General features: G+C 70.3%; 23 protein-coding genes. 12 read left to right on the top strand and 11 right to left on the bottom strand.

Annotation, left to right across the window (positions count from 1 at the left end):
- Positions 1–14: 14 nt before the first annotated feature.
- Positions 15–368, bottom strand: coding sequence for a hypothetical protein (locus DLJ53_RS27185; protein ID WP_202913372.1), 354 nt, complete (start codon positions 366–368; stop codon positions 15–17).
- 114 nt (positions 369–482) lie between these two features.
- A complete protein-coding gene (locus DLJ53_RS27180) occupies positions 483–1430 on the bottom strand; it encodes a hypothetical protein (protein WP_111351236.1) in 948 nt (315 codons plus the stop codon).
- 459 nt (positions 1431–1889) lie between these two features.
- Here DLJ53_RS27180 and DLJ53_RS27175 point away from each other — a divergent pair, with 459 nt between their 5' ends.
- Positions 1890–4904 (top strand): calcium-binding protein, encoded by a 3015-nt coding sequence (locus DLJ53_RS27175; RefSeq protein ID WP_111351234.1) that lies wholly within the window; start codon positions 1890–1892, stop codon positions 4902–4904.
- Between the two features lie 118 nt (positions 4905–5022).
- Here DLJ53_RS27175 and DLJ53_RS27170 read toward each other — a convergent pair whose 3' ends face one another.
- The 3 genes from DLJ53_RS27170 to DLJ53_RS27160 all read right to left on the bottom strand — a co-directional run bounded on the left by DLJ53_RS27170 (position 5023) and on the right by DLJ53_RS27160 (position 7749).
- Complete coding sequence (locus tag DLJ53_RS27170) at positions 5023–5424, bottom strand: hypothetical protein (protein ID WP_111351233.1); 402 nt, start codon at positions 5422–5424, stop codon at positions 5023–5025.
- A 136-nt stretch (positions 5425–5560) separates the two neighbouring features.
- Positions 5561–6340 carry an SDR family NAD(P)-dependent oxidoreductase gene (locus DLJ53_RS27165; RefSeq protein ID WP_111351231.1) on the bottom strand — a complete coding sequence of 260 codons (780 nt, stop codon included), beginning with the start codon at positions 6338–6340 and terminating at the stop codon, positions 5561–5563.
- Positions 6341–6342: 2 nt separating this feature from the next.
- Positions 6343–7749, bottom strand: a complete 1407-nt coding sequence (locus DLJ53_RS27160) for an MmgE/PrpD family protein (RefSeq protein WP_111351229.1) — start codon at positions 7747–7749, stop codon at positions 6343–6345.
- Positions 7750–7900: 151 nt separating this feature from the next.
- Here DLJ53_RS27160 and DLJ53_RS27155 point away from each other — a divergent pair, with 151 nt between their 5' ends.
- The 8 genes from DLJ53_RS27155 to DLJ53_RS27120 are packed head-to-tail and all read left to right on the top strand — an operon-like array spanning position 7901 to position 15975.
- Positions 7901–8701 carry an SDR family NAD(P)-dependent oxidoreductase gene (locus tag DLJ53_RS27155; protein WP_111351387.1) on the top strand — a complete coding sequence of 267 codons (801 nt, stop codon included), beginning with the start codon at positions 7901–7903 and terminating at the stop codon, positions 8699–8701.
- A 35-nt stretch (positions 8702–8736) separates the two neighbouring features.
- Complete coding sequence (locus DLJ53_RS27150; RefSeq protein ID WP_111351228.1) at positions 8737–9693, top strand: thiamine pyrophosphate-dependent dehydrogenase E1 component subunit alpha; 957 nt, start codon at positions 8737–8739, stop codon at positions 9691–9693.
- Positions 9694–9695: 2 nt separating this feature from the next.
- Positions 9696–10667: an alpha-ketoacid dehydrogenase subunit beta gene (locus tag DLJ53_RS27145; RefSeq protein WP_111351226.1), complete on the top strand. Its 972-nt coding sequence runs from the start codon at positions 9696–9698 to the stop codon at positions 10665–10667.
- A 9-nt stretch (positions 10668–10676) separates the two neighbouring features.
- Complete coding sequence (locus DLJ53_RS27140; protein ID WP_111351225.1) at positions 10677–11453, top strand: enoyl-CoA hydratase/isomerase family protein; 777 nt, start codon at positions 10677–10679, stop codon at positions 11451–11453.
- A gap of 1 nt (position 11454) precedes the next feature.
- A complete protein-coding gene (locus tag DLJ53_RS27135) occupies positions 11455–12639 on the top strand; it encodes a 2-oxo acid dehydrogenase subunit E2 (RefSeq protein WP_111351223.1) in 1185 nt (394 codons plus the stop codon).
- Between the two features lie 8 nt (positions 12640–12647).
- Complete coding sequence (locus DLJ53_RS27130; protein ID WP_111351221.1) at positions 12648–13820, top strand: acyl-CoA dehydrogenase family protein; 1173 nt, start codon at positions 12648–12650, stop codon at positions 13818–13820.
- Complete coding sequence (locus tag DLJ53_RS27125) at positions 13820–15325, top strand: AMP-binding protein (protein ID WP_111351220.1); 1506 nt, start codon at positions 13820–13822, stop codon at positions 15323–15325. Before DLJ53_RS27130 ends, DLJ53_RS27125 begins: the two co-directional genes overlap by 1 nt.
- Positions 15326–15342: 17 nt before the next feature.
- Positions 15343–15975: a TetR/AcrR family transcriptional regulator gene (locus DLJ53_RS27120; protein ID WP_211100688.1), complete on the top strand. Its 633-nt coding sequence runs from the start codon at positions 15343–15345 to the stop codon at positions 15973–15975.
- Positions 15976–16008: 33 nt separating this feature from the next.
- Here the strand turns inward: DLJ53_RS27120 and DLJ53_RS27115 are convergent, their stop codons facing one another.
- From DLJ53_RS27115 to DLJ53_RS27095, 5 genes are all read right to left on the bottom strand, one after another.
- Positions 16009–16722, bottom strand: coding sequence for an ABC transporter ATP-binding protein (locus DLJ53_RS27115; RefSeq protein WP_111351218.1), 714 nt, complete (start codon positions 16720–16722; stop codon positions 16009–16011).
- Positions 16719–17474, bottom strand: a complete 756-nt coding sequence (locus DLJ53_RS27110; protein WP_111351217.1) for an ABC transporter ATP-binding protein — start codon at positions 17472–17474, stop codon at positions 16719–16721. The genes DLJ53_RS27115 and DLJ53_RS27110 overlap by 4 nt, the downstream gene beginning before the upstream one ends.
- Positions 17467–18543, bottom strand: a complete 1077-nt coding sequence (locus DLJ53_RS27105; protein ID WP_111351215.1) for a branched-chain amino acid ABC transporter permease — start codon at positions 18541–18543, stop codon at positions 17467–17469. The genes DLJ53_RS27110 and DLJ53_RS27105 overlap by 8 nt, the downstream gene beginning before the upstream one ends.
- Entirely contained in the window at positions 18540–19448 is a 909-nt protein-coding gene (locus DLJ53_RS27100) for a branched-chain amino acid ABC transporter permease (RefSeq protein WP_111351213.1), read from the bottom strand. Before DLJ53_RS27100 ends, DLJ53_RS27105 begins: the two co-directional genes overlap by 4 nt.
- A gap of 102 nt (positions 19449–19550) precedes the next feature.
- Entirely contained in the window at positions 19551–20813 is a 1263-nt protein-coding gene (locus DLJ53_RS27095) for an ABC transporter substrate-binding protein (protein ID WP_111351212.1), read from the bottom strand.
- 417 nt (positions 20814–21230) lie between these two features.
- Between DLJ53_RS27095 and DLJ53_RS27090 the strand changes: the two genes are divergently transcribed.
- Both DLJ53_RS27090 and DLJ53_RS27085 read left to right on the top strand, forming a co-directional pair.
- Positions 21231–21680, top strand: a complete 450-nt coding sequence (locus DLJ53_RS27090; protein WP_111351384.1) for a hypothetical protein — start codon at positions 21231–21233, stop codon at positions 21678–21680.
- Between the two features lie 50 nt (positions 21681–21730).
- Positions 21731–22699, top strand: a complete 969-nt coding sequence (locus tag DLJ53_RS27085) for a LysR family transcriptional regulator (RefSeq protein WP_111351210.1) — start codon at positions 21731–21733, stop codon at positions 22697–22699.
- On the opposite strand, the gene DLJ53_RS27080 is transcribed toward DLJ53_RS27085, so the two are convergent.
- Positions 22636–23367 carry a peroxiredoxin-like family protein gene (locus tag DLJ53_RS27080; protein WP_111351208.1) on the bottom strand — a complete coding sequence of 244 codons (732 nt, stop codon included), beginning with the start codon at positions 23365–23367 and terminating at the stop codon, positions 22636–22638. The two genes, DLJ53_RS27085 and DLJ53_RS27080, sit on opposite strands and share 64 nt — an antisense overlap.
- Before the next feature lie 196 nt (positions 23368–23563).
- Here DLJ53_RS27080 and DLJ53_RS27075 point away from each other — a divergent pair, with 196 nt between their 5' ends.
- Positions 23564–24037, top strand: a complete 474-nt coding sequence (locus DLJ53_RS27075; protein WP_111351207.1) for a cupin domain-containing protein — start codon at positions 23564–23566, stop codon at positions 24035–24037.
- The last annotated feature ends 109 nt before the right edge of the window (positions 24038–24146 follow it).

Here is a 24146-nt window from a genome sequence, read left to right as displayed (position 1 = left end):
GCCCCGTGGCGGCCCTACCGGACGCCGCGACGGTTGACGGGACCGCCGGCGTTGAGACCGACGCCCGGCCTGATGCCGACACCGGGCGCACCCGCGCCGACGCCCGGCGCGACACCGATTCCCGGAGCGCCGACACCGGGGCGCGCGACACAGCCGACCGGGACACCCGGCGCCGTGCAATAGGCGACGGCCGGGGCCGGGCGGCGGACGACGCAGCCGACCGGAACGCCGGGACCCGTGCAGTAGACCACGGCCGCAGCCGGCCTGGGCGCCACAACGACGCCAAACGCAGCGCCGGCGCCGGCCAGCAGCACGAGGGACAAGGCGGCCTTGGCGACCCGAAGCCGCGCGCTCATCGGAAACTGCATGGATGGACCTTCGAGGAGTTACGGTGAGGCACCGGGGGAGGTTCCCGGGTGCCAGCATCGTCCCGCCCCGACAACGTCACATTCTGGACCACCCGGCGGGCGGCGCCGCGCGCATCAGCGCCCTGGCATCTCCGCCATCGCGGCGCGCGCCATGTCCGCGATCGCGGTGCGCGCCATGTCCGCCATGGTGGCGAACGTGGTCGCGAGCGATTGGGCGACCGCATCCTCGAACTTCGCGGTCACGCTGATGCGCTGCGGGCCGCGTTCGATGAGGCCGGCCTCCGCCGCGTCCCGCACCAGCGTCGACACATGGCTGCGCGACACGTGCGTCAGCCCGGCGATCTTCGTGATGTTGAAGGTAAAACCCGCGGCGCGCTCCTCAGGCGGCAGGTCGAGATGGGCGAGGTAGAGGTGCATCGCGATGTACTCCCCACCATCGCGGCCGATGAAGATCGCGAGGGCGGGCGCGCTGTCGAGCGGCCGAAAGCCGCTGATGATGTGCTTTCGCGCCAGGCGGGCGAACCCGGTCAGGAACGCCGGGTTCTGGATGCGCGCCAGAGCAGCCGTCCCGGACGGCGAGACCTTCGCCAGCGCGGTCATGCCGAACGCCAGCCGCTCGGCGCACAGCCGGTTCATGCGCTCGGACGGTTCGTAGACGACGGCCTTGCCCCGCACCGCCTCGCCCACGCGCGTGAGGAACCCGGTGTGGCGCATGAACTCGAAGATCGCCCGTGCGCGGCCCCGGCTCATCTCGCCGTGGGCGGTGAGGTGTTCGCAGAAGCGGTTGACGGTGAGCCCCGGCCCGCAGTCCACCTTGCGCTCCGCATCGAGGGACATCGCCGTCCAGAACGCGAGGCGGCGCGCCTTGTCGCCGAGCACGAAGCGCCGCAGCCCTTCGCCGGCCTGCTGCTGGGTCAGGGTGACGAACAGCTCGTGGATCGCCCGGGTCAGCGCGGGGTGGGACCGGATCGCGTCGATTTCGCCCTCCAGCCCGGGGGCGACCAGCATCGGACCGGCGGCTGCCGCGGTGCCCTCGTCGAATTCCACCAGGGCCGAGGCCATACGTTCATCCCCTGCGACGTCTCGTGAACGCAGGATCCCGCGCCCGCCCGATCGGCCGCGCCGAAATCCAGGGTTCCGATCATCGCGGCCTCATCCAGAGATACCAGCCAATCCCCCGCCGCGATAGCGTCGCCACCGGTTGTGCTCAGCATCACACCGGGCAATTCACGTCTCCGGCTGCCCGCCGCCGGCTCCCGAACGCGAGGCGCACACGCCAGGATTGCTGCGCGATCGGCGACGATGGGTAGCGAACCGCGGGGACACGTCACGCGACCCCACCCGTCATTGGCAACTCTACGTCGTACCATTGTCGTTCGCCGGCAAATATCGTCAGGCAATTCAAGGGACCGGCGTCCGGCGACTATGCTCGCCAGCACAGCGGCCCCCGCCGCCGCCTCTTAGCTCGCAGTCGGAGCAGCGCCGCACTGGCGCCCCGACACAGCGACAGGAGAAGAGGCCATGGCCGAGAATACGATCATCGGTTCCAACAACAGCGAGACGATCATCGGCGAAGCGACCGACGACCTGATCAAGGGTCTGGGCGGCGACGACACGATCGAGGCCCGCGACGGCGACGACGACCTGCGCGGCGGCGACGGCAACGACTCGCTGATCGGCGACAAGGGCGACGACACCATGCAGGGCGGCGCCGGCGCCGACGAGATGGAGTGGAACAACGGCGACGGCAACGACCTGATGATCGGCGGCCGCGGACGCGACACCGCCGAGGTCAACGGCTCGGAGACCGAAGGAGACGCGTTCGAGATCAGCGCGATCCCGCGCGGCGTCTTCTTCGAGCGCACCAACCTCGGCCCGTTCAACATCCTCATCCAGGAGACGGAGTTCCTCGAGGTGAACGGGCTGGGCGGCGACGACACCATCGACGCCAGCGCCCTCCCCGCGGGTCTCATCCGGCTGGAGCTCGACGGCGGCGAGGGCAACGACCTCCTCATCGGCAGCCAGGGCAACGACATCCTGGAAGGCGAGGTCGGCGACGACACCATGGAAGGTGGCGCCGGCAACGACATCATGAAGTGGGACGACGGCGACGGCTCCGACCTGATGGACGGCGGCGCCGGCAAGGATACCGCCGTCGTCGAGGGCTCCGAGCAGCAGGGCGACGCGTTCGAGATCAACTCGGTGCCGGACGGCGTCCTCTTCGAGCGCACCAACCTCGTCCCCTTCTCCATCGACATCGTCAACACCGAGACGCTCGAGGTGAGCGGCCTGGGCGGCAACGACACCATCGACGCCAGCGGCCTGGAGGCGGGCGACATTCGCCTTCGCATGTCCGGCGGCGAGGGTAACGACCTCCTCATCGGCAGCGACGGCGCCGACCGCCTCGTCGGCGACGAAGGCAACGACGTCATGCGGTCCGGCCTCGGCAACGACCTCATGATCTGGAACGACGGCGACGGGTCCGACCGCATGAACGGCGGCCGCGGCTTCGACATCGCGGTCGTCAACGGCTCCGAAGAGGCCGGCGACGCCTTCAAGGTGACCTCGGCCGGCGACACGGTCTTCTTCGAGCGCACCAACTTCGGCAATTTCACTCTGACCATCGTCAACACCGACAAGCTCAGCGTGAACGGCCTCGGCGGCAACGACACGCTGGACGCCAGCGAGCTGCAGGCCGGCCTCATCGCGGTCGAGGCGCGCGGCGGCGACGGCAACGACCTCCTCATCGGCAGTCAGGGCGACGACCTCCTCGTCGGCGACCGCGGCGACGACGTCATGCGCGGCGGCGACGGCAACGACCGCATGGTGTGGAACAACGGCGACGGCTCGGACACCATGAACGGCGGCTGGGGCGACGACACCGCCGAGGTGAACGGCTCGAACGACGCCGGCGATCTCTTCAAGGTCAGCTCCGCGGGCGGCAACGTCCTGTTCGAGCGCGTCAACTTCGGCAACTTCTCGATCGACATCCGCAACACCGAAGTCCTCGAGGTGAACGGGCTCGGCGGCGACGACACCATCAACGCCAGCGACCTCGGCGCCGGACTGATCGCGCTGAAGGCCTCCGGTGGCGACGGCAACGACTACCTGATCGGAAGCGACGGCGACGACACCCTCGTCGGCGACCGCGGCGACGACACCATGCGCGGCGGCGACGGCGACGACACCATGGTCTGGAACAACGGCGACGGTTCCGACGTCATGAACGGCGGCGACGGCATCGACACCGCCGAGGTCAACGGCTCGAACGACGCCGGCGACGTCTTCGAGGTCCGCTCCGACGGTGCGAACGTCATTTTCGAGCGCACCAACTTCGGCAACTTCTCGCTCGACATCCGCAACACGGAAATCCTCGACCTCAACGGTCTTGGGGGCGACGACACCATCGACGCCAGCGCGCTGGCCAACGAGGACGTCGCGGTGGACGCGTCCGGCGGCGCCGGCAACGACCTCCTCATCGGCAGCGAGAGCAACGACACCCTCGCCGGTGATGCCGGCAACGACACGCTGGTCGGCTTCCGCGGCAACGATACGATGCTCGGCGGCGACGGCGACGACCTGATGGTCTGGAACAATGGCGACGGCTCCGACCTGATGGACGGCGGCGACGGCATCGACACCGCACAGGTCAACGGCTCCGACACCGCCGGCGACGAGTTCGTCGTCAGCACCAACGGCGAGAACGTCTTCTTCGAGCGCGTCAACTTCGGCAACTTCTCCCTCGACATCCGCAACTCCGAGATCCTGGAGCTGAACGGCGGCGCGGGCGACGACTCGATGGACGCCCGCGAGCTCGAGGCGGGCCAGATCGCCCTGACCGAGAACGGCGGCGACGGCAACGACCTCCTCGTCGGCAGCCAGGGCGACGACGTCCTCGCCGGTGACGCCGGCAACGACACGCTCGTCGGCTTCCGCGGCGACGACACCATGAACGGCGGCGACGGCGACGACCTGATGGTCTGGAACAACGGCGACGGCTCCGACCTCATGGACGGCGGCGACGGCAACGACACCGCACAGGTCAACGGCTCCGACACCGCCGGCGACGAGTTCTCGGTCGTGTCGGTCGGCGGGGAGATCACCTTCGCGCGGACCAACTTCGGCGAGTTCACGATCGACATCGACAACACCGAGACGCTGGAAGTGAACGGCCTCGGCGGCGACGACAGGATCGACGCCCGCGACCTCGGTCCCGACGACATCGCCTTCCGGGCCTTCGGCGGCGAGGGCAACGACCAGATCTTCGGCGGCAACGGCGACGACCTGATCTCCGGCGGTGCGGGCGACGACACCATGTTCGGCAACGACGGCGCGGACACCTTCGTCTACGAGGAAGGCGCCGACGTGATCCAGGACTTCCAGGCCGGGATCGACGTGGTCCAGGCCGAGGGCATCGGCGACGCGGTGTTCCTCCAGGATGGCGACGACGTGGTGATCGACTTCGGCGACGGCAACACGCTGACGCTGGAGAACCAGCTCCTCACCAACCTCAGCGATGCCGACTTCCTGATCTGAAGCCTGCGTCCCGACACGACGAAGCTGCGCCGGTCCTCCGGCGCAGCTTCACGCGTTCGTGCCGGCCCGCGCGCGTCCGATAGTGCGGCGGGCCGGGTTCCAGCGCGGCGGCTCGTGGTCAGGCCTCCACCGTGCCGATCCGCGCCACGGCGTCCTTCAGCCGGTCGCCGGTCCGCAGGCCCAGCCCGACCGCGGCCGGGTTGACGAACGAGACGATGCCATTCTCCCACATGTCCGCGGCATCGCCGATGCGCCCTGTGGTATGCGCGACCGTCGCTCCGGCGACGCCCCTCTCCTCCAGCATGGCGAGGGCTGCGACGCCCGCCCGGTCCTTGCCGACTCCGGCGTCGTTGAAGACGACGCACGTCAGCGGCACCCGGAGCGCGATCTCTCCCGAGCTGGTGCCCCCGTGCGACCCGGATACGACGATGGCTCCGGCGTCCCCGTCCTCCACCTTGGTGATCGAATCCATGAGGATCACAGGGCGGCCGGCCGTCGTGGCAACGGTCTGTTTCAGCATGCCCGCCTCGCCCCGCGGCGGCCGGGCGACGGGCCGGGTTGCGGCGGCCGGCTCACTGCGGCAGTCTCCCGACGGCTCTTCCCGGCGGCGCCTGCAAGGCATGACGCCTCGCCCGGTCCGGCGCGCGCCGCGCGGCTCAACCGGTGCGCAGGCCGCCATAGGCCTGCCATGTGATGCCCGCCAGGAACCCCGCGTCGACCGGAATGTTCACACCGGTGACGGCGGACGAATCCGGTCCCAGCAGCCAGGCGACGACCCGGCCGATCTCGCCCGGCTCCACCAGCCGCTGCAGGGCGGCGCCCCGGATCAGATCGTCCGCGACGAGGACGCCATGCTGCAGGCCCGCCTCCAGCGCCGGCGTGCGGGTGAAGCCCGGGGAGACGGCGTTAACGCGCACGCCCTTCGGGCCCCACTCGGCGGCGAGCGTCGCCGTCAGGCTGATCACCGCCGCCTTGGCCGGCGCGTAGCCGTGCACGGGCGCCGACGACGACCCCACCACCGAAGCGATGTTGACGATCGAACCGCCGCCCCGGGCGGCCATCCGCGGCCCGACCGCGCGGCACATCACGAACGTGCCGCGAAGGTCGACGGCCATCTCCCTGTCCCAGTCCTTCATCTTGAGACGCTCGGGCGGGTGCATCCGCCCCAGGATGCCGGCCGCGTTGACGAGGCCGGCGACCGGCCCGTGACGCTCCTCGACCGCGGCCACCGCGGCCTCGACGGCATCCTCGTCGGACACGTCCACCGGATCGGGCCAGACGGTCCACGCGGTCCCGTCCGGCGCGCCGCCGGCGATGTCGAAGACGACGGGGCGGAAGCCGCGCCCGGCAAGCACCGCGGCAGTGGCGGAACCGATCCCGCTCAGACCGCCGGTGACGATGACGAGCGGCGCCTCGCCGTCGGTCGCGTCGGCCATGCTCACGCCTCGACCGAGAGCGCGGCACCCCGGTGCGCCACGGCAGGGATCGACTGGAAGGCCTCGACCACCAGAGAGACCGGCTCGCGGCCCGGCGCAGCGCAGAACCTCTCGATGCCGTCGTAGGCGGCCGCCGGCACGCCCTCCTCGGCGCCGATGCGCCGGACCATCCGGGAGACCTCGTCCCACGAATAGGAGTAGTCCGCCGCCGTCATCGGCTTCTCGTGCGTCACCATGTTGCCGTCGACCGTCGCCTCGAGGCGGCAGCTCAGCACCGGGACGGAGGTGTCGGCGACCAGCTCGATCCGCGACTCCAGGGCGTTCACCTCGGGGTCGTCGTAGCGTGTCATCAGCGCCATCGTGGGCGTGCCGCGCACCAGCGCGAGGGCGATGCAGAACGGAATGCTCATCAATGTGCCGGAGATCGAGTTGAACGGTCCCTTCGCGTCCATCCCCGCATAGCCGCACTCGTAGGGGTTCATGTAGACGCGCACGGTCTCCGGGATGCCGATCTTCTGGCGCAGTTCCAGCGCGGCGGTCACCGGCGTCTGGTTGAAGGCGCAGACCGGGAAGGGCTTGAACGCGACCCGCATGGTCTGCCAGTCCCGGCCGAGCTTCGCGGCGAGCGCGGCGGTGTCGCAGTCGCGCCGCGCGTACGCGCGGACGAGGCCCTTCGGCCCCTCGAATGCGCCGGGCGCGGATACGGAGCCGGCCGCCGCGAGCGTCGCCGCGGTCAGGCCGACCTGGCCGGAAACGCCGACCTGATAGCGCCACTCGTCCGTGCCGTCGACGAAGGACTGGAGCAGCCCGCCCGCGAAGGACGCCGCGTTGGCGAGAGCCGCGGCACACCGGTCGGCGGAGAGCCCCATCAGCCGGGCGGCCGCCGCGGCCGCGGCGATCGGACCGTAGAGCGTCGACGCGCGGAAGCCGACCGGCGTCGTGTCGACGGCGTACGTCTCCTCGAACAGGCCGCCCGCCTCGTAGCCGGCGACGAGGGCCGGGATGACGTTCGCCTGGTCGTAGCGCCCGCTCTCCAGCATCGCCGTCAGCATCGGGATGACGATGGCGCCGAGGTGGGCGGCGCCGCACGCGTCCTCCTGCGCGCGGCCATGGAAGAGCGCGGCGTTGGCGAGCATCGCGCCGGCCAGCGAGACCTTTCGCCCGTCCGCGAGTAGCGTCGCCGGGCCGCCGCCGTCGACCGCCATCACCGCCTCGCGCGCGACCGGCGCGTAGGGCGTCGGGTGGCAGCCGAGGCCGATGCCGTAGCCGTTGAGAAGGCAGGCGTGCGCCTTGTCGTTCACCTCCTCCGGCAGCGCGGAAACGTCGAGCGACGCGACGAAGGCGCCGAGCGTCGCGGCAAGGCTCGCAGGTGGGCTCACGCCCGCGGACGGGCTCGCGGATGGGCTCATGGTGTCCTCCCGTGGTGTTGTTGTTGGTGATCCGAAGCCACGGACAAAAATGATGATTGACCCATCAGTCACAATTGCGCAAGCATAGTGAAAACATCGTGCCCGAATGGGCCGGCCGTGCCCAGCGCACGGACCAATGGGAGGGATGGGCATGAGCGGGGACGGCTTTGCCGGGCGCGTTGTCGTGGTGACGGGCGGCGCCAGCGGAATTGGACTCGCCACCGCGGGTCACCTGGCCCGGAACGGCGCCCGCGTCGTCGTCGCCGACCGCAACGGGACGGCGGCCGAGCGCGCAGCGGAGGCGATCGGCGGCGTGGCGTACACGCTCGACGTTCGCGACCCCGCCGCCATCGAGAATTTCGCCGCGTCGGTGGAGGCGAATGTCGGCCCGGTCGCCGGCGTCGTCACATCGGCCGGGATCGTCCAGCCGCCGCATCGCCCCGCCGACCTCGGCGTCGAGCTCTACGACGACATTTACGAGATCAACCTGCGCGGCACGTACCTCACCCTGCGCGCGTTCGCGCCGCCGATGATGGCGCGCGGCGCGGGATCGATGGTCACGATCAGCTCCGTCACAGCCGAACGCTCGGTGCCGCTCCACGCCTACGCACCGATGAAGGCCGCCGTCAGCAACCTGACGATGGGTCTCGCCGGGGAGTGGGGCCGCAGCGGCATCCGCGTCAACGCGGTGCTGCCGGGATACACGCGGACACCCGCTCTCCAGGCGCAGATCGACGGCGGCCACCGCGACCCGGAACGCCTCGCCGCCGCTTCGACGCTCGGCCGGATGGTGGAGACCGACGAGGTCGCGAGCGCCGTCGCCTTCCTGCTCTCGGACGCGGCGTCCGGGATCACCGGCGTCAACCTCCCGGTCGACGCCGGCTTCTTCTGCGCCGGCTCCTGGGCGCCCTACGGCGGAGTGAGGGAGGCTTTCGCGGCGAAAAATGACTAACGCATCACGAGTCGTGACCAAGGGCGGCACCCCCCATGGATAGATCCGAGCTCGAAACCCTCTATCGCCGGATGCTCGTCATCCGCCGCAGCGAGGAACGGTTGCAGAAGCTCTTCGCCGACGGCGAGGTGCCAGGCTTCCTGCACCTCTCCATCGGCCAGGAAGCGGTGCCCACGGGCGTCTCGCATCACCTGACGGACCGCGACACCGTCTCCTCCAACCACCGCGGTCACGGCCATACGCTCGCCAAGGGCGTCGATCTCACCGGGTTCTTTGCCGAGATCATGGGCCGCGCCACGGGGCTCTGCAAAGGGCGCGGCGGGTCGATGCACGTCGCCGACCTCTCCAAGGGCATGCTCGGGGCCAATGGGATCGTCGGCGCAGGCATCCCGATCACCACCGGGAGCGCGCTGGCGCTCAAGATGCAGGGCGGTGGGCACGTCGCGGCCGTCTACTTCGGCGACGGGGCCCTCGCCGAGGGCGTCGTGCACGAGTGCTTCAACATCGCCGCCCTCTGGTCGCTGCCGGTGCTCTTCGTGTGCGAGAACAACGGCTGGTCGGAGTTCAGCCCGACCGAGCGCCAGCTCGCCACCCGGCTCGACAGGCTCGCAGCGGCGTTCTCGATCACCTACCGCGGCGTCGACGGCAACCGCGTCGAGGAGGTCGCCGAGACGGCCGGCGCGCTGATCGCCGGGATGCGCGAGACGCCTGCGCCCGCGATCCTCGAATGCGCCACCACGCGTGTGCGCGGCCACTTCGAGGGCGACCGCCAGGACTACCGGGACGCGGCCGAGATCGACGACCTCGACGCCCGCGACCCGCTGCGCCTCGCCGCCGACGGCCTGATCGCCGCCGGAACCGCCGAGGCGTGGTTCGCCGGCACGCTCGCCGAGGTCGACGCCGAGATCGAGGCCGCGGTCGCGGCCGCCCGGTCCGCACCCGACGCGGATCCGGCCGGGATGCTGTCCGACGTCTACACGGTGGAGGCCTGACGATGGCCGAGGTTCGGTTCGGCAAGGCCCTCAACCAGGCGCTCTCCGACGCGATGGCGGCGGACGAGCGCGTCTTCGTCATCGGCGAGGACGTCGGCGCCGCGGGCGGCTCGTTCAAGGTGACGCGTGACCTGATGGCGACTTATCCCGGCCGCGTCCTCGACGCGCCGATCGCCGAGGCGTCCATCGTCGGCATCGCCGTCGGCGCGGCCCTCACCGGCATGCGGCCCGTCGCCGAGATCATGTTCATGGACTTCATCACGCTGTCGATGGACATGCTGGTCAACCAGGCGGCCAAGGCGCGCTCGATGTTCGGCGGCCAGGGGTCGGTGCCGATGGTGCTGCGTACGCCGCACGGCGGCGGCCTCAACGCCGGCCCGCAGCACTCGCAGTGCCTCGAGGCGTGGCTCGCCCACGTCCCCGGCCTCAAGGTCGTCTGCCCGGCGACGCCGGCGGACGCCTACGCCCTCCTGCGTGCCGCGATCGAGGACCCGGACCCCGTCATCGTGGTCGAGAACAAGGCGCTCTACGCCATGAAGGGCGACCTCGCCGAGACGCCCGAGCCCGTCGAGATCGGCCGTGGTCGCATCGTCCGCGAGGGGCGGGACGCCACGATCGTCGCCTACGGCGCGACGGTCGGCCTCGCCACCGCCGCCGCGGCGACGCTCGCGGACGACGGTATCGCGGCTGAGGTCGTCGACCTGCGCTCGATCCAGCCCTGGGACGAGGCGCTCGTCCTCGAGAGCCTGTCGCGCACTCACAACCTCGTCGTCGCGCACGAGGCGGTGGAGTCCTTCGGCGTCGGCGCGGAGATCGCCGCGCGCATGGCCGACGTCGGCTTCGACGAGCTCGACGGGCCCATCGTCCGCGTCGGCGCTCCGTTCGCCCCCTCCCCCTTCGGCCGCACGCTCGAGGCCGCCTATCGCCCGGATGCAGCGCGCATCGCCGCCGCCGTGCGCCGCTCACTTTCCTGAGGACCCCCGATGAGCCCGATCGACATCACCCGCGACGGCGCCGTCGCTACCCTGACCATCAACCGTCCCGAGACGCTCAACGCCATCGACGTCCCGACGATCAAGGCCTTCCACGCCGCGCTCGACGAGGTCGAGGCCGACGACGGCGTGCGCGTGGTCCTCTTCACCGGGGCGGGCCGCGCGTTCATCGCGGGCGGCGACATCGCCGACCTCAATTCGCGCCAGGGCCTGGCGCACTATTCCGAGTTTGCCGAGGACATCCACCGGCTGTTCCGCCGCATCGAGATTTTCGACAAGCCGACCGTCGCCGCCGTCAACGGCTTCGCGCTGGGCGGCGGGACGGAGATCCTGCTCGCGATCGACATCCGCATCCTCTCGGACAAGGCCCGGCTCGGCCTGCCGGAGATCAACCTCGGCCTCTTCCCCGGCGCGGGCGGGACACAGCGCATCATCCGCCAGCTCCCGCTGTGCCGGGCGAAGGAGATCATGTTCACCGGCGACATGCTGTCCGCCGACGAGGCCGTCGCGGTCGGGCTCGCCAACCGCGTCGTCCCGCATGACACGCTGATGAGCGAGGCGATGGCGACCTGCGAGAAGATCGCCTCCAAGTCGCCGCTGACGCTGAAGCTGCTGAAGCGCACGCTGGTGGCCGGGGGCGACATGCCGCTCGCCGCCGCCCTCGCCCACGAACAGGCGATGATCGGCCTCGTGCTCGACGCGGCCGACGCGCACGAAGGTTGCTCGGCCTTCCTCGAGAAGCGGGCTCCCTCCTTCAAGGGCGTCTGACATGGCCGACCTCGTGATGCCCAAGCTCGGCCTGACGATGACGGAGGGCCTGCTGCGGGAATGGCGCATCGCGGCGGGCGAGGCCTTCAAGGCCGGCGACGTCGTCTTCACCGTCGAGACAGACAAGGTGGCGAACGAGATCGAGGCGGACGCCGACGGCGTCCTCGCCGAGGTGCTCGTGCCCGAAGGCGAGACCGTCCCGGTCGGCACTCCTGTGGCGCGCCTCGCTGGCGGGGCCGTCTCCCGACCGATGTCCGCCGCGCCCCGTGCCGCGCCGCCGCCGGCACCGGGCGGGCGCATCGTCGCGACGCCGCTCGCGCGCCGACTGGCGGCGGCCGCGGGGATCGACCTCGCCGCCCTCGTCGGGTCCGGCGCGAACGGCCGCATCAAGGCCGCCGACGTCGAGGCCGCGAGCGCCGACGCCCGGCCGGCCGCACCGGAGGCCGTCCCCACCGCTCCGCAAGCGACGGCCACGCTGCCGGGCGCCGTCCGCGAAATAGACCCCGGCCCGGCACGCCTCGCCACGGCGCGCCGCGTCGCCGCCGCCCGGCGCGACATCCCCGACTTCAGCGTCAGCCACACGGCCGACGTCGCCGACCTCATGGCGCTGCGCGAGACGCTGAACGCCGCGGACGGCCGTCCCCGGGTCTCGGTGACGCACATGCTGATCCGCGCGCTCGGCATCGCGCTCGCCGAGATGCCGGGCATGAACCGCGTCTGGGCCGGCGAGACGATCCTCGCCTACGCCACCGCCGACGTCGGCATGGTGACCGAAACGCCGGACGGGCTGCGCATCCCGATCGTGCGCGACGCCGGCGGGCTCAGCCTCGACGCGATCGCCGCCGCCGCCGCCGGCCTCGCCGCGCGCGCCCGCGCCGGGGCACTCTCGGCGCAGGACGTCGGCGGCGGCGTCGTCGCGGTCTCCAACGTCGGCATGTTCGGCGTCACGGCCATGACCCCCATCATCAATCCGCCGCACGCGATGATCCTCGGCGTCGGCGCCGACCGGCCCGTGTTCCGCCCCGACGCGGACGGCCGCCCGGCGCTCCGCCGCGAGCTCGCCCTCACCCTCGTCTGCGACCACAGGGTCATCGACGGCGCGGAGGCCGCCCGCTTCCTCGCCGCCGTCGTCCGGATCCTGGAAACCCCCGTCAACCTGCTGCGGCCGCCCCGGCTGGCGGCGTAGGAGCCCCCATGGATTTCACCCTCTCCGAAGAACAGGGCCTGATCATCGACACCGCCCGCAAGGTCGGCGCCGCGTTCGGCCCGGACTACTGGCGCGAGAAGGACGCCACCAAGTCCTACCCGAGCGAATGCTGGCAGGCGATCTGCGACGCGGGGCTCGCCGGAGCGAACCTGCCTGAGGAGCACGGCGGCGGCGGCCTCGGCATGGTGGAGACCGCGCTCATCATCGAGGAGCTGTGCGCGGCGGGCGCGGGGGCGACGCTCGGCCAGATCTTCATGCTGAACCCGATCTTCGGCGGCGTCGCGATCTCCAAGTACGGCAGCGAGCGGATGAAGCGCGAGTGGCTGCCGAAGCTGTGCTCGGGCGAGATGTCGTTCTGCATGGCGCTGACCGAGCCGGGCGCCGGCACCAACTCGCTGGAGCTCGAGACCACGGCGCGCAAGGACGGCAACGGCTGGCGCGTCAACGGCCAGAAGATCTGGATCACCGGGGTGCCGCAGGCGCACAAGATGCTGGTCGTCGCCCGAACCACCCCCGTGAAGGACGCGCCGAAGAAGACCCACGGCATCTCCCTCTTCATGATCGACGTCGAGCGCGAGGGCCTCACCCACACCTCGATCGACAAGCTCGGCACCAACACGCTGCCGTCGAGCCAGGTGTTCTTCGACGACGTGCGCGTCGACGGCGACGAGCTGATCGGCACCGAGGACGAGGGCTGGACCCAGCTCCTCGACGTCCTCAACACCGAGCGGATCGTCACCACCGCCGCGCTGGTCGGCGCCGGGCGCCTGGCGATCCGCCTCGCGGTGGACTTCGCCAAGGAGCGCACGGTGTTCCGGAAGACGCCGATCGGCGCCTACCAGGCGATCCAGTTCCCCCTCGCCCAGGGCTGGGCCGAGCTGGAGGCGGCCCGCCTCCTCAACCTCAAGGCCGCCTCGCTGTTCGACAACGGGCTTGCGTTCGGGTCGGAGAGCAACGCGGCCAAGCTGATCGCGAGCCAGGCCGCCTCGCGCGTCGCCGAGCAGGCGATGCAGACGATGGGCGGCATGGGCTATTCGAAGGAGATGCACGTCGAGCGGCTGTGGCGCGACGCCCGCCTCTTCCGCTTCGCGCCGATCTCGGAGGAGATGATCCTCAACTACATCGCCACCGCCAATCTCGGCCTGCCGCGGTCCTACTGATGCGCAACCTGTCGACCCAGCTCGATTTCCATGCCCGCGTCCGCCCCGACGCGGAGGCCCTCGTCTATGCCGGCCAGCGGATCACGTGGCGGGGACTGCAGGAGCGCGTGCGGCAGACGGCGGCGGGGCTCGCCGCCGCCGGCGTCGGCGCGGATACCATCGTCGCGCTGATGATGAAGAACTCGGCCGCGACCATCGAGCTGCTGTACGCCATCAGCCATCTCGGCGCGGTCTCGCTGCCGCTCAACTTCCGCCTCTCCACCGACGAGGTGCGCTACATCGTCGGGCACGCCGGCGCCGCGCTGATCGTCGCCGACGACGCCTACCGCGACACCCTCGCCGACATGCCGGTGCCGGTGCACCACCTCGACGAGGCGGCGCAGCGCGACAGCCGGGCCGCCTTCGGCGGTCACGGCGAGCGGCCGGCGGCGACGCGGCGCGACAGCGGCGACCTCTTCCGCCTGATGTACACGTCCGGGACGACGGACCGGCCGAAGGGCGTCACCCACACCTACGAGAGCTTCGAGGCCAAGAACGTCGACCTCGCCATCGCGCTCGGCCTGTCCGCGTCCGACCGCCTGCTCGTGGTGGGGCCGCTCTACCACGTCGGCGGATGCGACCTGCCGGGCCTCGCGGTGCACATGATGGGCGGCACGATGGTCCTGCAGCGCGACTACGACGCGGCCGCCGTGCTGTCGGCGATCGCGGCGGAGGCGATCACCGGCGTCTGGCTCGCGCCGGTCATGATGGCCGGCCTTCTGGAGCTCGACCGGTCCGCGGTGGGCGACGTGTCCAGCCTCAGATGGTGCATCGCAGGTGGCGAGCGGACGCCGGCGACGCGAATCCGCGCCTTCGCCGAGGCCTTCCCCTCCGCCCGCTACGTCGACGCCTACGGCATGACCGAGACCGTCTCCGGCGACACGCTGATGGAGGCGGGCTACGAGCTGGACAAGATCGGCTCGGTCGGCCGGCCGGTGCGCCAGGTCGAGGTCGAGATCCGCGACGCGGAAGGGCTGAGCCTCCCGCCGGGCGAGATCGGCGAGGTGTGCATGCGCGGCCCCAAGGTCACGACGGGCTACTGGAAGGACCCCGAGCGAACCGACGCGGCCTTTTTTGCCGACGGGTTTCTGCGCTCGGGCGATATCGGCTATCTCGACGCCGACGGCTTCCTGTTCCTCACCGATCGGATGAAGGACATGATCATCTCGGGTGGCGAGAATATTGCGTCCTCCGAGGTGGAACGGGTCTTGTTCGAGATGCCGCAGGTGCTCGACGCCGCGGTGGTCGCGATGCCCGACGCGCGCTGGGGGGAGATCCCGTTCGCCGTCGTGGTGCCGCGGCCGGGCCAGGAGGTGACGATCGATGCGATCGCGAACCATTGCGAGGGGCGGCTCGCGCGGTTCAAGGTGCCGCGCAAGCTGCTGCTCGTGGACGCACTTCCCCGCAATCCGTCCGGCAAGGTCCTAAAGCGCGTCCTGCGCGAAATGGCGCTGGACACGGGGTGAGGCGAAGAAGGGACGACATGACGACCACTCGGGCGGAGCGAGAGTTCACGCGGCCGGCGCGCAAGCGGCCGACGCGGGAGGAGAAGGCCCGCATCACCTACCAGAGCCTGATCGCGGCGGCGGCACGGGTGGTGGGCAGGTACGGCTATGCCGCCACCTCCATCGCCCGCGTCACGGAAGAGGCCGGCGTCGCCCACGGCACGTTCTACAACTACTTCGAGGACCGGCAGGCGCTGTTCGACTCGCTGCTGCCCGAGGTCGGCCGCGCGATGACGGACGACATCGTCGCGCAGATCGCCGACGCCTCGAGCGGGCTGGAACGCGAGGTCGCGCGCTTTCGCGCCTATTGCCGCTACCTGCAGCAGAACCCGGGCTTCTACCGCATTCTCTACGAGGCGGAGGTGTTCGCCCCCAAGGCCCACGAAGCCCATATCCAGCGCATCACCGAGGGCTACGTGCGCAGCCTCTCGCGGGCGATGGAGGCCGGCGACATTCCCGAGATGCCCGCCGACGAGCTGGAGGCGGTGGTGACCGTCCTCCTCGGCGCCCGGGCCTATATCGCGATGCGCTACATCAAGTCCGGAACCGTGCCGCAGGCGGCGCTCGACGCCTATACCCGCCTCGTCTCCAAGGGCCTGTTCGAGCGCTGAGCGGACCGCCGGGGCCCGCCCGCGCGCCCGGCGTCAGATGGCGAGGTAGCGCGAGGCCACCGCCGGATCGGCGCGCAGCGCCTCGATGGTGTCGGCGTAGACGATGTGGCCCTTGTCGATGATCACGGCGTCCTCGGCGAGGCCGAGGCAGAAGTGCATGTTCTGCTCGGCGAGGACGATGGTGACGCCCGTCTGGCGCAGCTCGCGGATGAGCCGCCCGATCTCCTGCACGATGATCGGCGCCAGCCCCTCCGACGGCTCGTCGAGGAGCAGGATGTCGGGGTTGCCCATCAGCGTGCGCGCCATGGTGAGGAGCTGCTGCTCGCCGCCTGACAGGAGCCCCGCCCGCCGCGTGCGCAGCCGGGCGAGAATCGGGAACACCTCCCACACCCGCGCCATCGTCCAGGCGCACGAGCCGTCCTCGGCGGTCTTCGCAGCGATCTCGAGGTTCTCCTCCACCGTGTGCGCCGGGAAGACCTGACGGTCCTCGGGCACGTAGCCGACGCCGTGACGCGCTATGGCGTACGGCGGCCGGCCCGCGACGTCGACGCCGTGCACCTCGACCCGTCCGGAGCGCGGCGGCGCGACACCCGAGATCGCCTTCATGGTGGTGGACTTGCCGGCGCCGTTGCGGCCGAGAAGGGCGAGGGTCCTCCCCTTCTTCACCTCGAAGTCGATCGAAAAGAGGATCTTCGACGCGCCGTAGAAGACGTCGAGGCCGGAGAGCTTCAGGGCGATATCGCTCATGCCGCCGCTCCCGCGTCTTCGCTGCCGAGGTAGGCCTCGATCACCTTCGGATGGCCCTTGATCTCCTCGGGCGTCCCGCTCGCCAGCACCGCGCCGTAGCTCAGCACGTTGATGCGCTGGGCGATGGAGAAGACGATATCGATGTCGTGCTCGATGAAGATCAGCGTCATGCCGTTGGTTTTCCAGAGCCTTTGGACCGTCTCCATCATCGCCCAGCGCTCGTCCGGCCCCATCCCCGCGGTCGGCTCGTCGAGCAGCAGGACCTTCGGCTCGAGGGCCAGCGCGAGGCCGACGTCGAGGACCTTCTGGTCGCCGTGCGAGATGGTGCTGGAGCGGCGCCTGGCGACGCTGCCGAGCGCGAGCTGCGCGATCAGCTCCTCCGCCCGCTGCTTGGCCGGCAGCGGCGGAAAGGCGCTCAGCATCCGCTCGTTGGACTTCTGATGCGCCGCCACCGCCGCGATGAGCTGCTGCTCGACCGTCAGCGTCGGGAAGATGCTGGCGATCTGGAAGGCGCGGCCGATCCCGCGCGCGACGATGGACGCCGGGGACTGGCCGGCGATGTTCTCCCCGTCCAGCAGGATGCGCCCGCTCGTCGGCGCGAGATGGCCGGTGATCAGGTTGAACAGCGTCGTCTTGCCCGCACCGTTGGGGCCGATGATGGCCGTCAGCGACTGCTCCGCGAAGGACAGCGACACGTGGTCCGTGGCGACGACACCGCCGAAGGATTTGACGAGGTTGTCGAGCTCAAGCACGGGGCGTCACCGTTTCCAGCGTGGCGGCCTTGTTGTCGGGGCTGACGTCGGGACCGCGCTTGAGGCTGGCGGACGCCTCGCTCTGCTGGGTCCGCTCCCGCCGGTTGCGCACGAGATCGACGACGAAGTCGAGGATGCCCCGGCGCAGCCCCAGGACCACCAGCAGGATGGCGACGCCGGTCGCGAGCTCGGTGTACTCGGTGTAGGCGAGCACCATGTCGTTGAGGAAGCGCAGCAGCACGGCGCCGAGCAGCGGCCCGAAGAACTGGTTGATGCCCCCCAGCATGATCATGAAGATCGCCTGGCCGGACTGCGACCAGTACATCCACTCCGGGTAGGCGCCCGAGGTGAAGAGGGCGAGGATGATGCCGCCGACGGACGCCACCGAGCCGGCGAGCACGAAGGAGATCACCTTCGCGCGCAGCACGTTGATCCCCAGGAACGCCGCCCGCCGCGGGTTGTCGCGGATGAGGCGCAGCGTGTAGCCGAACGGGCTCGCCGTCACGACCCGCAGGACGAGGATCGAGACCACGAAGACGGCCGCGCAGAACACGAAGCGGTGGATCGGGTCGGAGAGGTCGATGCCGAGGAAGACCGGCCGCGGGATGCCGCCCATCAGCCCCTGGTCGCCGCCCGTCAGCCCGACCCACGACAGGACGACGCTGTAGAGGAACATCTGGAACGCGAGCGTCAGGAAGGCGAAGTAGATCTCCGACAGCCGAGCGCAGATGAGCCCGACGACGAGCGCCCAGACCGCGGTGATCGCCACCGCCAGGACAAAGGCGACGGGCACGGCCCCCGGCCCGAAGGTCGCGAGGAAGCCCGAGCTCTGCAGGAGCAGGCCGAACGCGTAGCCGCCGAGGGCGAAGAACGCGGCATGCCCGAAGGAGACGAGGCCGGTCGTGCCGATCAGGAGGTTGAGCGACATCGCGAGCAGCCCGTAGGCGAACAGCGACGTCAGGAAGTCGCGCGTCCAGGGCGTCTCCGCCGCGATGCCGACGTAGACGAGGACGGCGAGCGCGACGATGGCGATGGCGATGTCGCGCCAGAAACTGGCGAGCGTTCTCAACGCACCTCTCCCTGACCGAGAAGGCCCTGCGGGCGGACGATGAGGATGATCGCCATGATCGCGAACATCGCCCCGTCGACGAAGAGCGGGAAGCCGATCGAGCCGATCGAGCGCACCAGCCCCAGGAGCAGTGCGGCGAGGAAGGCCCCGGTGATCGACCCCATCCCGCCGATGACGGTGACGATGAAGCTCTCGATGAGGATGCCGACGCCCATGCCCGGCGTCAGCGACCGGACAGGCGCCGCCAGCGCGCCCGCGACACCCGCCAGCGCGCAGCCGAAGCCGAACAGCAGCGCGAAGTAGAGCGGCACGCGGATCCCCAGCACGGAGACCATCGTCTGGTTGTGGGCCGCGGCGCGCACGATCTTGCCGAACCGCGTCTTGGCGATGAGGAGCACGCTGCCGAAGAGGATGACCACGGCGACCGCGACGAGGAAGACGTAGAACGGCGGCACGAACCCGCCGGCGATCCGGAGCGGCGGCATGCGGAAGACGTCCGGCACGCCCATCGCCAGGTACTGCGCGCCCCAGATGATCTTCACGAGGTCGTCGACGATGAGAATGAACGCGTAGCAGACGAGGAGCTGCATCAGGATGTTCTCGCCGTAGACGCGGCTGATGATGAAGCGCTCGAAGAGGACGCCGATGATCGCCGCGCCCAGCGCGCCCCCGGCGGCGGCCAGGAAGTAGCTCCCGGTGACGGTGTAGATCGTGTAGGCCGTGTAGGCCCCGATCATGTAAAACGTGCCGTGCGCGAAGTTGATCACGTGCAGGACGCCGAAGATCAACGTGACGCCCGAGGCGACGAGGAAGAGGAGCATGCCGATGATGAGGCCGCTCGACAGCTGATTGACGATGCAGGCAGACGAGGACAGGCACGTCGCCAGCGCTTCTACATTGACCATGGGCTCACGCGTTCGCGGACCGGGCGGAGCCGGGTCGGCCGGCTCCGGGCGGAGAGGAAGCGGAGCCGGCGGACACCGGCTCCGGGCGGAGGATCAGCGCGCTCAGGCGTAGCCGTTGCGCTCCTTCCACTCGGCCTCGTACTTCAGGATCTCGTCCCAGGCCGTCATCTGGAAGTTCTTGATGTACGGCGGCTCGGGCAGGGTCAGACCGTAGCCGACCGGGTAGTCGATCAGCGTGTGGTCGCTCTCGCGCAGGGTCAGCGTGCCGTTGACGCCGAAGGGCGAGTCGATCGTCATCCCGCGCGTCGCCTCGGCGAGCTTGGAGGCGTCGGTGTCGCCGCCGGTCGCTTTCAGCGCCTCGACCATGAACTTGATGCCGCTGTAGGTCTGCCACGCCCAGTTGGTCGGCAGCACCGGCGAGTGGGCGCGATACGTGTCGTTCCACGTCCTGTTCGCCTCGGTGTCCGGCACGGTCGAGCTGTAGCGGCTGCCCGAGTGGATGCCGGTCGGGAGCGCCTTGATCGCCTCCAGCACCGGATAGTCGCCGAGGTTCACCGCAACGGTCTCGAACTGGTCGAACAGCCCGTAGAGGCTCGCCTGATCGAAGAAGGCGACGAGGTCACCGCCCCACAGGCAGCTGTAGAGGGCCTGCGGCGCCGAGTTGAGGAGCGCGGTGATGTTCTCGGTGTAGTCCGGCTGGAAGATCTTCGGCCAGCTCTCCACCACGACCTCGATCTCGGGGGCGAAGCGCTTGGTGTATTCCATGAACTCGGCCGTGTTGGAGCGGCCGTAGGCGTAGTCCGGCGAGCAGGTGCCCCAGCGCGTCAGCCCCTTCTCCTTGGAGAGGTTGGCCGCATAGAGGCCGCCGCCGACCGCGTCGTGGATGCCCTGCCGGGCGCAGCGGAAGACCCACTCCACCTGGTTCTTCGGCGCCGCGGTCAGCTCCGACGTCTCGGAGTTGGTGTGGATGCAGTAGACCTTGATGTCGCGCACGGTCTCGTTGACCGCGAACGAGCCGCCCGACGCCTCGGCGTCGAGGATGACCGAGCAGCCCTCGGTGTTGACGAGGTCGCGGGTGACCTTCGTCGCCTGATCGGGCTTGCCGGCCGAGTCGCGCACGACGAGTTCGAGCATGCGCCCGTCGATGCCGCCCGCTTCGTTGGCCTCGCTGACGGCGAGCTGGGCGGCGGCTTCGGACGACTGGCCGAGGATCGCGACGCGGCCCGACAGGATGGTCGGCATGCCGATGCGAATGGTCGATCCCTGCGCGCGCAGGATCGCCGGTGCGGCCAGCACGGCGGCGCCGGCGGCCGCGCCCCTCAGCACCGTACGACGGGTCGGCCGTCCGAAAGTCCGGTAGGTCATTTTGATCCCCCCTGAATTTTAGTTTTGCGCATGCTGCCTTCGGAACGCGCGTCCCGTCAACAAATAATGACAGGCGATTCATTATTCACGTGAAGCGCGAGCGGTGATCCTCCGCCCGACCGGCACGAGGAGCGGCGGATCCTGCCCGGCACTCCCTCCGCGGCATCTCGCGCACGCCGCGCACCCGGGCCGGTCCCGCCCATCGCTGCACGGCCGCACCGGGCCCCGCGCCGTCTGGACGGTCGGGATGACCGCCCGTGCATCCGTTCCATAGCCGACGTGTATTGGAAGCCGTCCGGGCAACGTCCGAAATGGAAGGTCGTTGGAACTCAACAAGAAGGACTGACGTCCATGTCCACTGCGACGATCGCGCGACCGGGGCTCGCGGCCCTCTTCCCGCCCCTCACGCGCGCCACGATGGTCACGTCCCTGGCCGCGGGTGCCGCGGCCGACATTGCCTGGGAAGTCTGGGCGCGCTTCATCACCCCCGTCCTCGTCGGCGGGCCGCTGCAGCCGGCCGCCCTCGTCCAGTCGGTGTTCGGCTTCTCGAGCTGGACGCTCGCCGAGATCATCCACGCCGGGGTCGGCGTCATCGCCTACCCCATCGGCTACCTCTTCATCGCCCGGCCGCTGGCGCGGCTCGTCACGCCGTTCCTGCCGTGGTGGGCCGTCGGCGCGGGCTTCGGCGTCGGACTGTGGATCTTCGCGCTCTACGTGATGGCGCACCTTTTCGCCGGCCTGCCGCCGTTCCTCGGCTTCATCGCCCTCACCTGGGCGTCGCTCGCCGGGCACATCGTCTTCGGCGTCGTATGCGCCGGTGTGGTGAAAATCATGGAAGGTCGAAGCGGCGCGATTACAGAGACTTGATCGCCCCCTCAACCGGACCGGAGTGGATCGGGCACCCATCCTGAGGTTAGATGCGTTCCGACCGGATGGAGCGCGTTCCTATGGAGATGCATCAGGTCCGCTACTTCCTCGCAGTGGCGCGGCTCTTGAATTTCACCCGCGCTGCTGACGAATGTAACGTCTCCCAACCCTCGCTGACCCGCGCCATCAAGCTGCTCGAACACGAGCTCGGCGGCGACCTCCTGCGCCGCGAGCGGGGTCTCACCCACCTCACCGAGCTGGGCGAGCGGATGCTGCCCCTCCTCGCGCGCTGCTACGAGAGCGCCGCCAGCGCCAAGGCGGTCGCGGCGGCGATGAAGTCGCGCAACGTCGCGGCCCTGCGCCTCGGCCTCTCCGACGCGGTCGACATCACCCCGTTCCTGCCGGCGCTCATGGAGCTGCTGCGCGCCTTCGCCGGGCTCTCGCTGAAGATCGACCGGGGCACCTCCGCGGCGACGGCCGAAGCGCTGCGGGAGGGCAGGACCGACCTCGCCCTCTCCTGCCCCGCCGCGATGACCTGGGACCGGTACGAATCCTGGCCCCTCTTCGAGGAAGGGCTGCACCTCGCCTTTCCCGCGCATCACCGCTTCTCGGCCCGGAACGCCCTGACACCGGAGGATCTCGCCGGCGAAAGGCTGATCGTGCGGCGCCACTGCGAGACCGCGTCCGCGGTCGAGGAGATCCTCGCCGGGCACGGCATCGACCTTTCCTTCGGCCTCGAAGCCAACAGCGAGCGCGACGTGATCGAGCTCGTCGCCACCGGCGGCGGCGTCGCCATCGTGCCGACCAGCACCGCGCTGCCGTCGTCGATGCGCACGGCCGCCATCCAGGGACTGTCCGTCGGGCGTCAGGTGAAGGTCTATGCGGTGCGCGGCCGCCACCGCAGCCCGGCGGCGGCGATGCTGCTCACCCAGCTCCGCGCGGCCGACTGGGCGCCCTACGAATGGGGCTCGCCCTGCGACGGACCGGCATCCGCCTCATCCGCCTCCGTCAACGCCTGAACGACGTCGCACGGGTCCATCCTGTGGCGCGGGTCCGGGTCGATGTGGCGCGCGAGGATCGTGCCGTCCCGGCCGACGACGAAGGTCGCCGGGATCGGCAGCAGGACACCCTCGTTGCCGTTGATCGCCGCGAGGTCGATGGCGAACCCGTCGTAGCAGGCGGCGAGTTCCTCGCCGATCGGCACCGTCAGCCCCAGCACGGTCGCGTAGCCGAGATCGACGTCCGACAGCATCGGAAACTCCGCCCCGGCGTCGTGCCGGTGCGCCTCGCCGTACGCGGCGCGCTGCGGCGAGATCGAGACGAGACGGGCCCCGGCCGCCCGCACCGCCGGTTCGGTCTCGGTGAGCGCGGCGAGCGTCGTGCGGCACAGCGGACACCAGACGCCCCGGTTGATCGACACCACAACCGGCCCCTCCTCCAGCAGAACGGGGAGCGTGACGATCCTCCCGGTGCTGTCGGGCAGCGCGAACTCCGGCATGGCCCCGCCGACCGCCGGGGCGCGTGACGCCGGGTCGGTCGCCTCGATCCGCTCGACGAAGCGGTCGATCGCGCTGCTGTAGGTCGGGCGGAAGCGGCGGAAGGCGTTCCGGATGATGGCGAGGCGACTGTCCAGCGGTCCGCCGACCCTGCGCGCCCTGTCCAGTTCGTCGCGATAGTCGTCGCCCACCGGATGCCCCTTTGCCTCGACGGGCCCGACGGCCTCGCCATGCGCCAGTCTACTCCCGCCCCCGAGGAACGCTGCATAGCCCTCCTCTATGGATTTCAAACGCGAACGGCATTTCCGAAGCACGCCGGCCCGGCGGATCCTCGGCCATCACACCGCATCAATGCGGCGCGATCCGCGCCAGAGGAGGGAGTTCCCGATGACCACATTCACCCGGGCTGCCGTTGCGGCCCTCACATTCGCCGCCGCGTCCGGCGCCACCGCCGCCATGGCGGGCGAGTGCGCCAAGGCGGACCGCCTGTCGACCCCACAGACCATCGAGATGCAGGACGGCTCCGGCGTCGAGGCCGTCGTCCTGTCCACCGTTCCGCTCGACGGGTGGCGCGGCGTGGACGGTCTCATGCTGCGCACCCGCCGCCTGACCATCGCGCCGGGCGGCATCGTGCCGACCCACAGCCACGGTGACCGGCCGGCGATCATCGTCATCGTCTCCGGCGAGATCGACGAGCACAACAGCGTGTGCGCAAAGCCCATCCACCACGTCGCCGGCGATGAAACCGGCGAGTTCGGCGCCGACCTCAGCCACTGGTGGGAGAATACGTCCGACACGCCCGTCGTCATCCTGTCGAGCGACGTCGTCCCGGTCGAGGAGCCGACCGGCGACTCGATGTGACGCCGGCCCCCGAGCCGCCGCTGCGCCGAACGAAACCGGGAGCCCCGCTCCCGGCCCTGTCCGTCCCTGAAACCGCACCCGGCGCGGTGGGTCTCCACCTGCCGCGTCT

The organism is Acuticoccus sediminis (genome assembly GCF_003258595.1).
In the GTDB taxonomy this organism is placed as follows: Bacteria; Pseudomonadota; Alphaproteobacteria; order Rhizobiales; family Amorphaceae; genus Acuticoccus; species Acuticoccus sediminis.
Note: the sequence above shows the minus strand (reverse complement) of the source record. Positions and strands in the feature narration are given on the sequence as shown.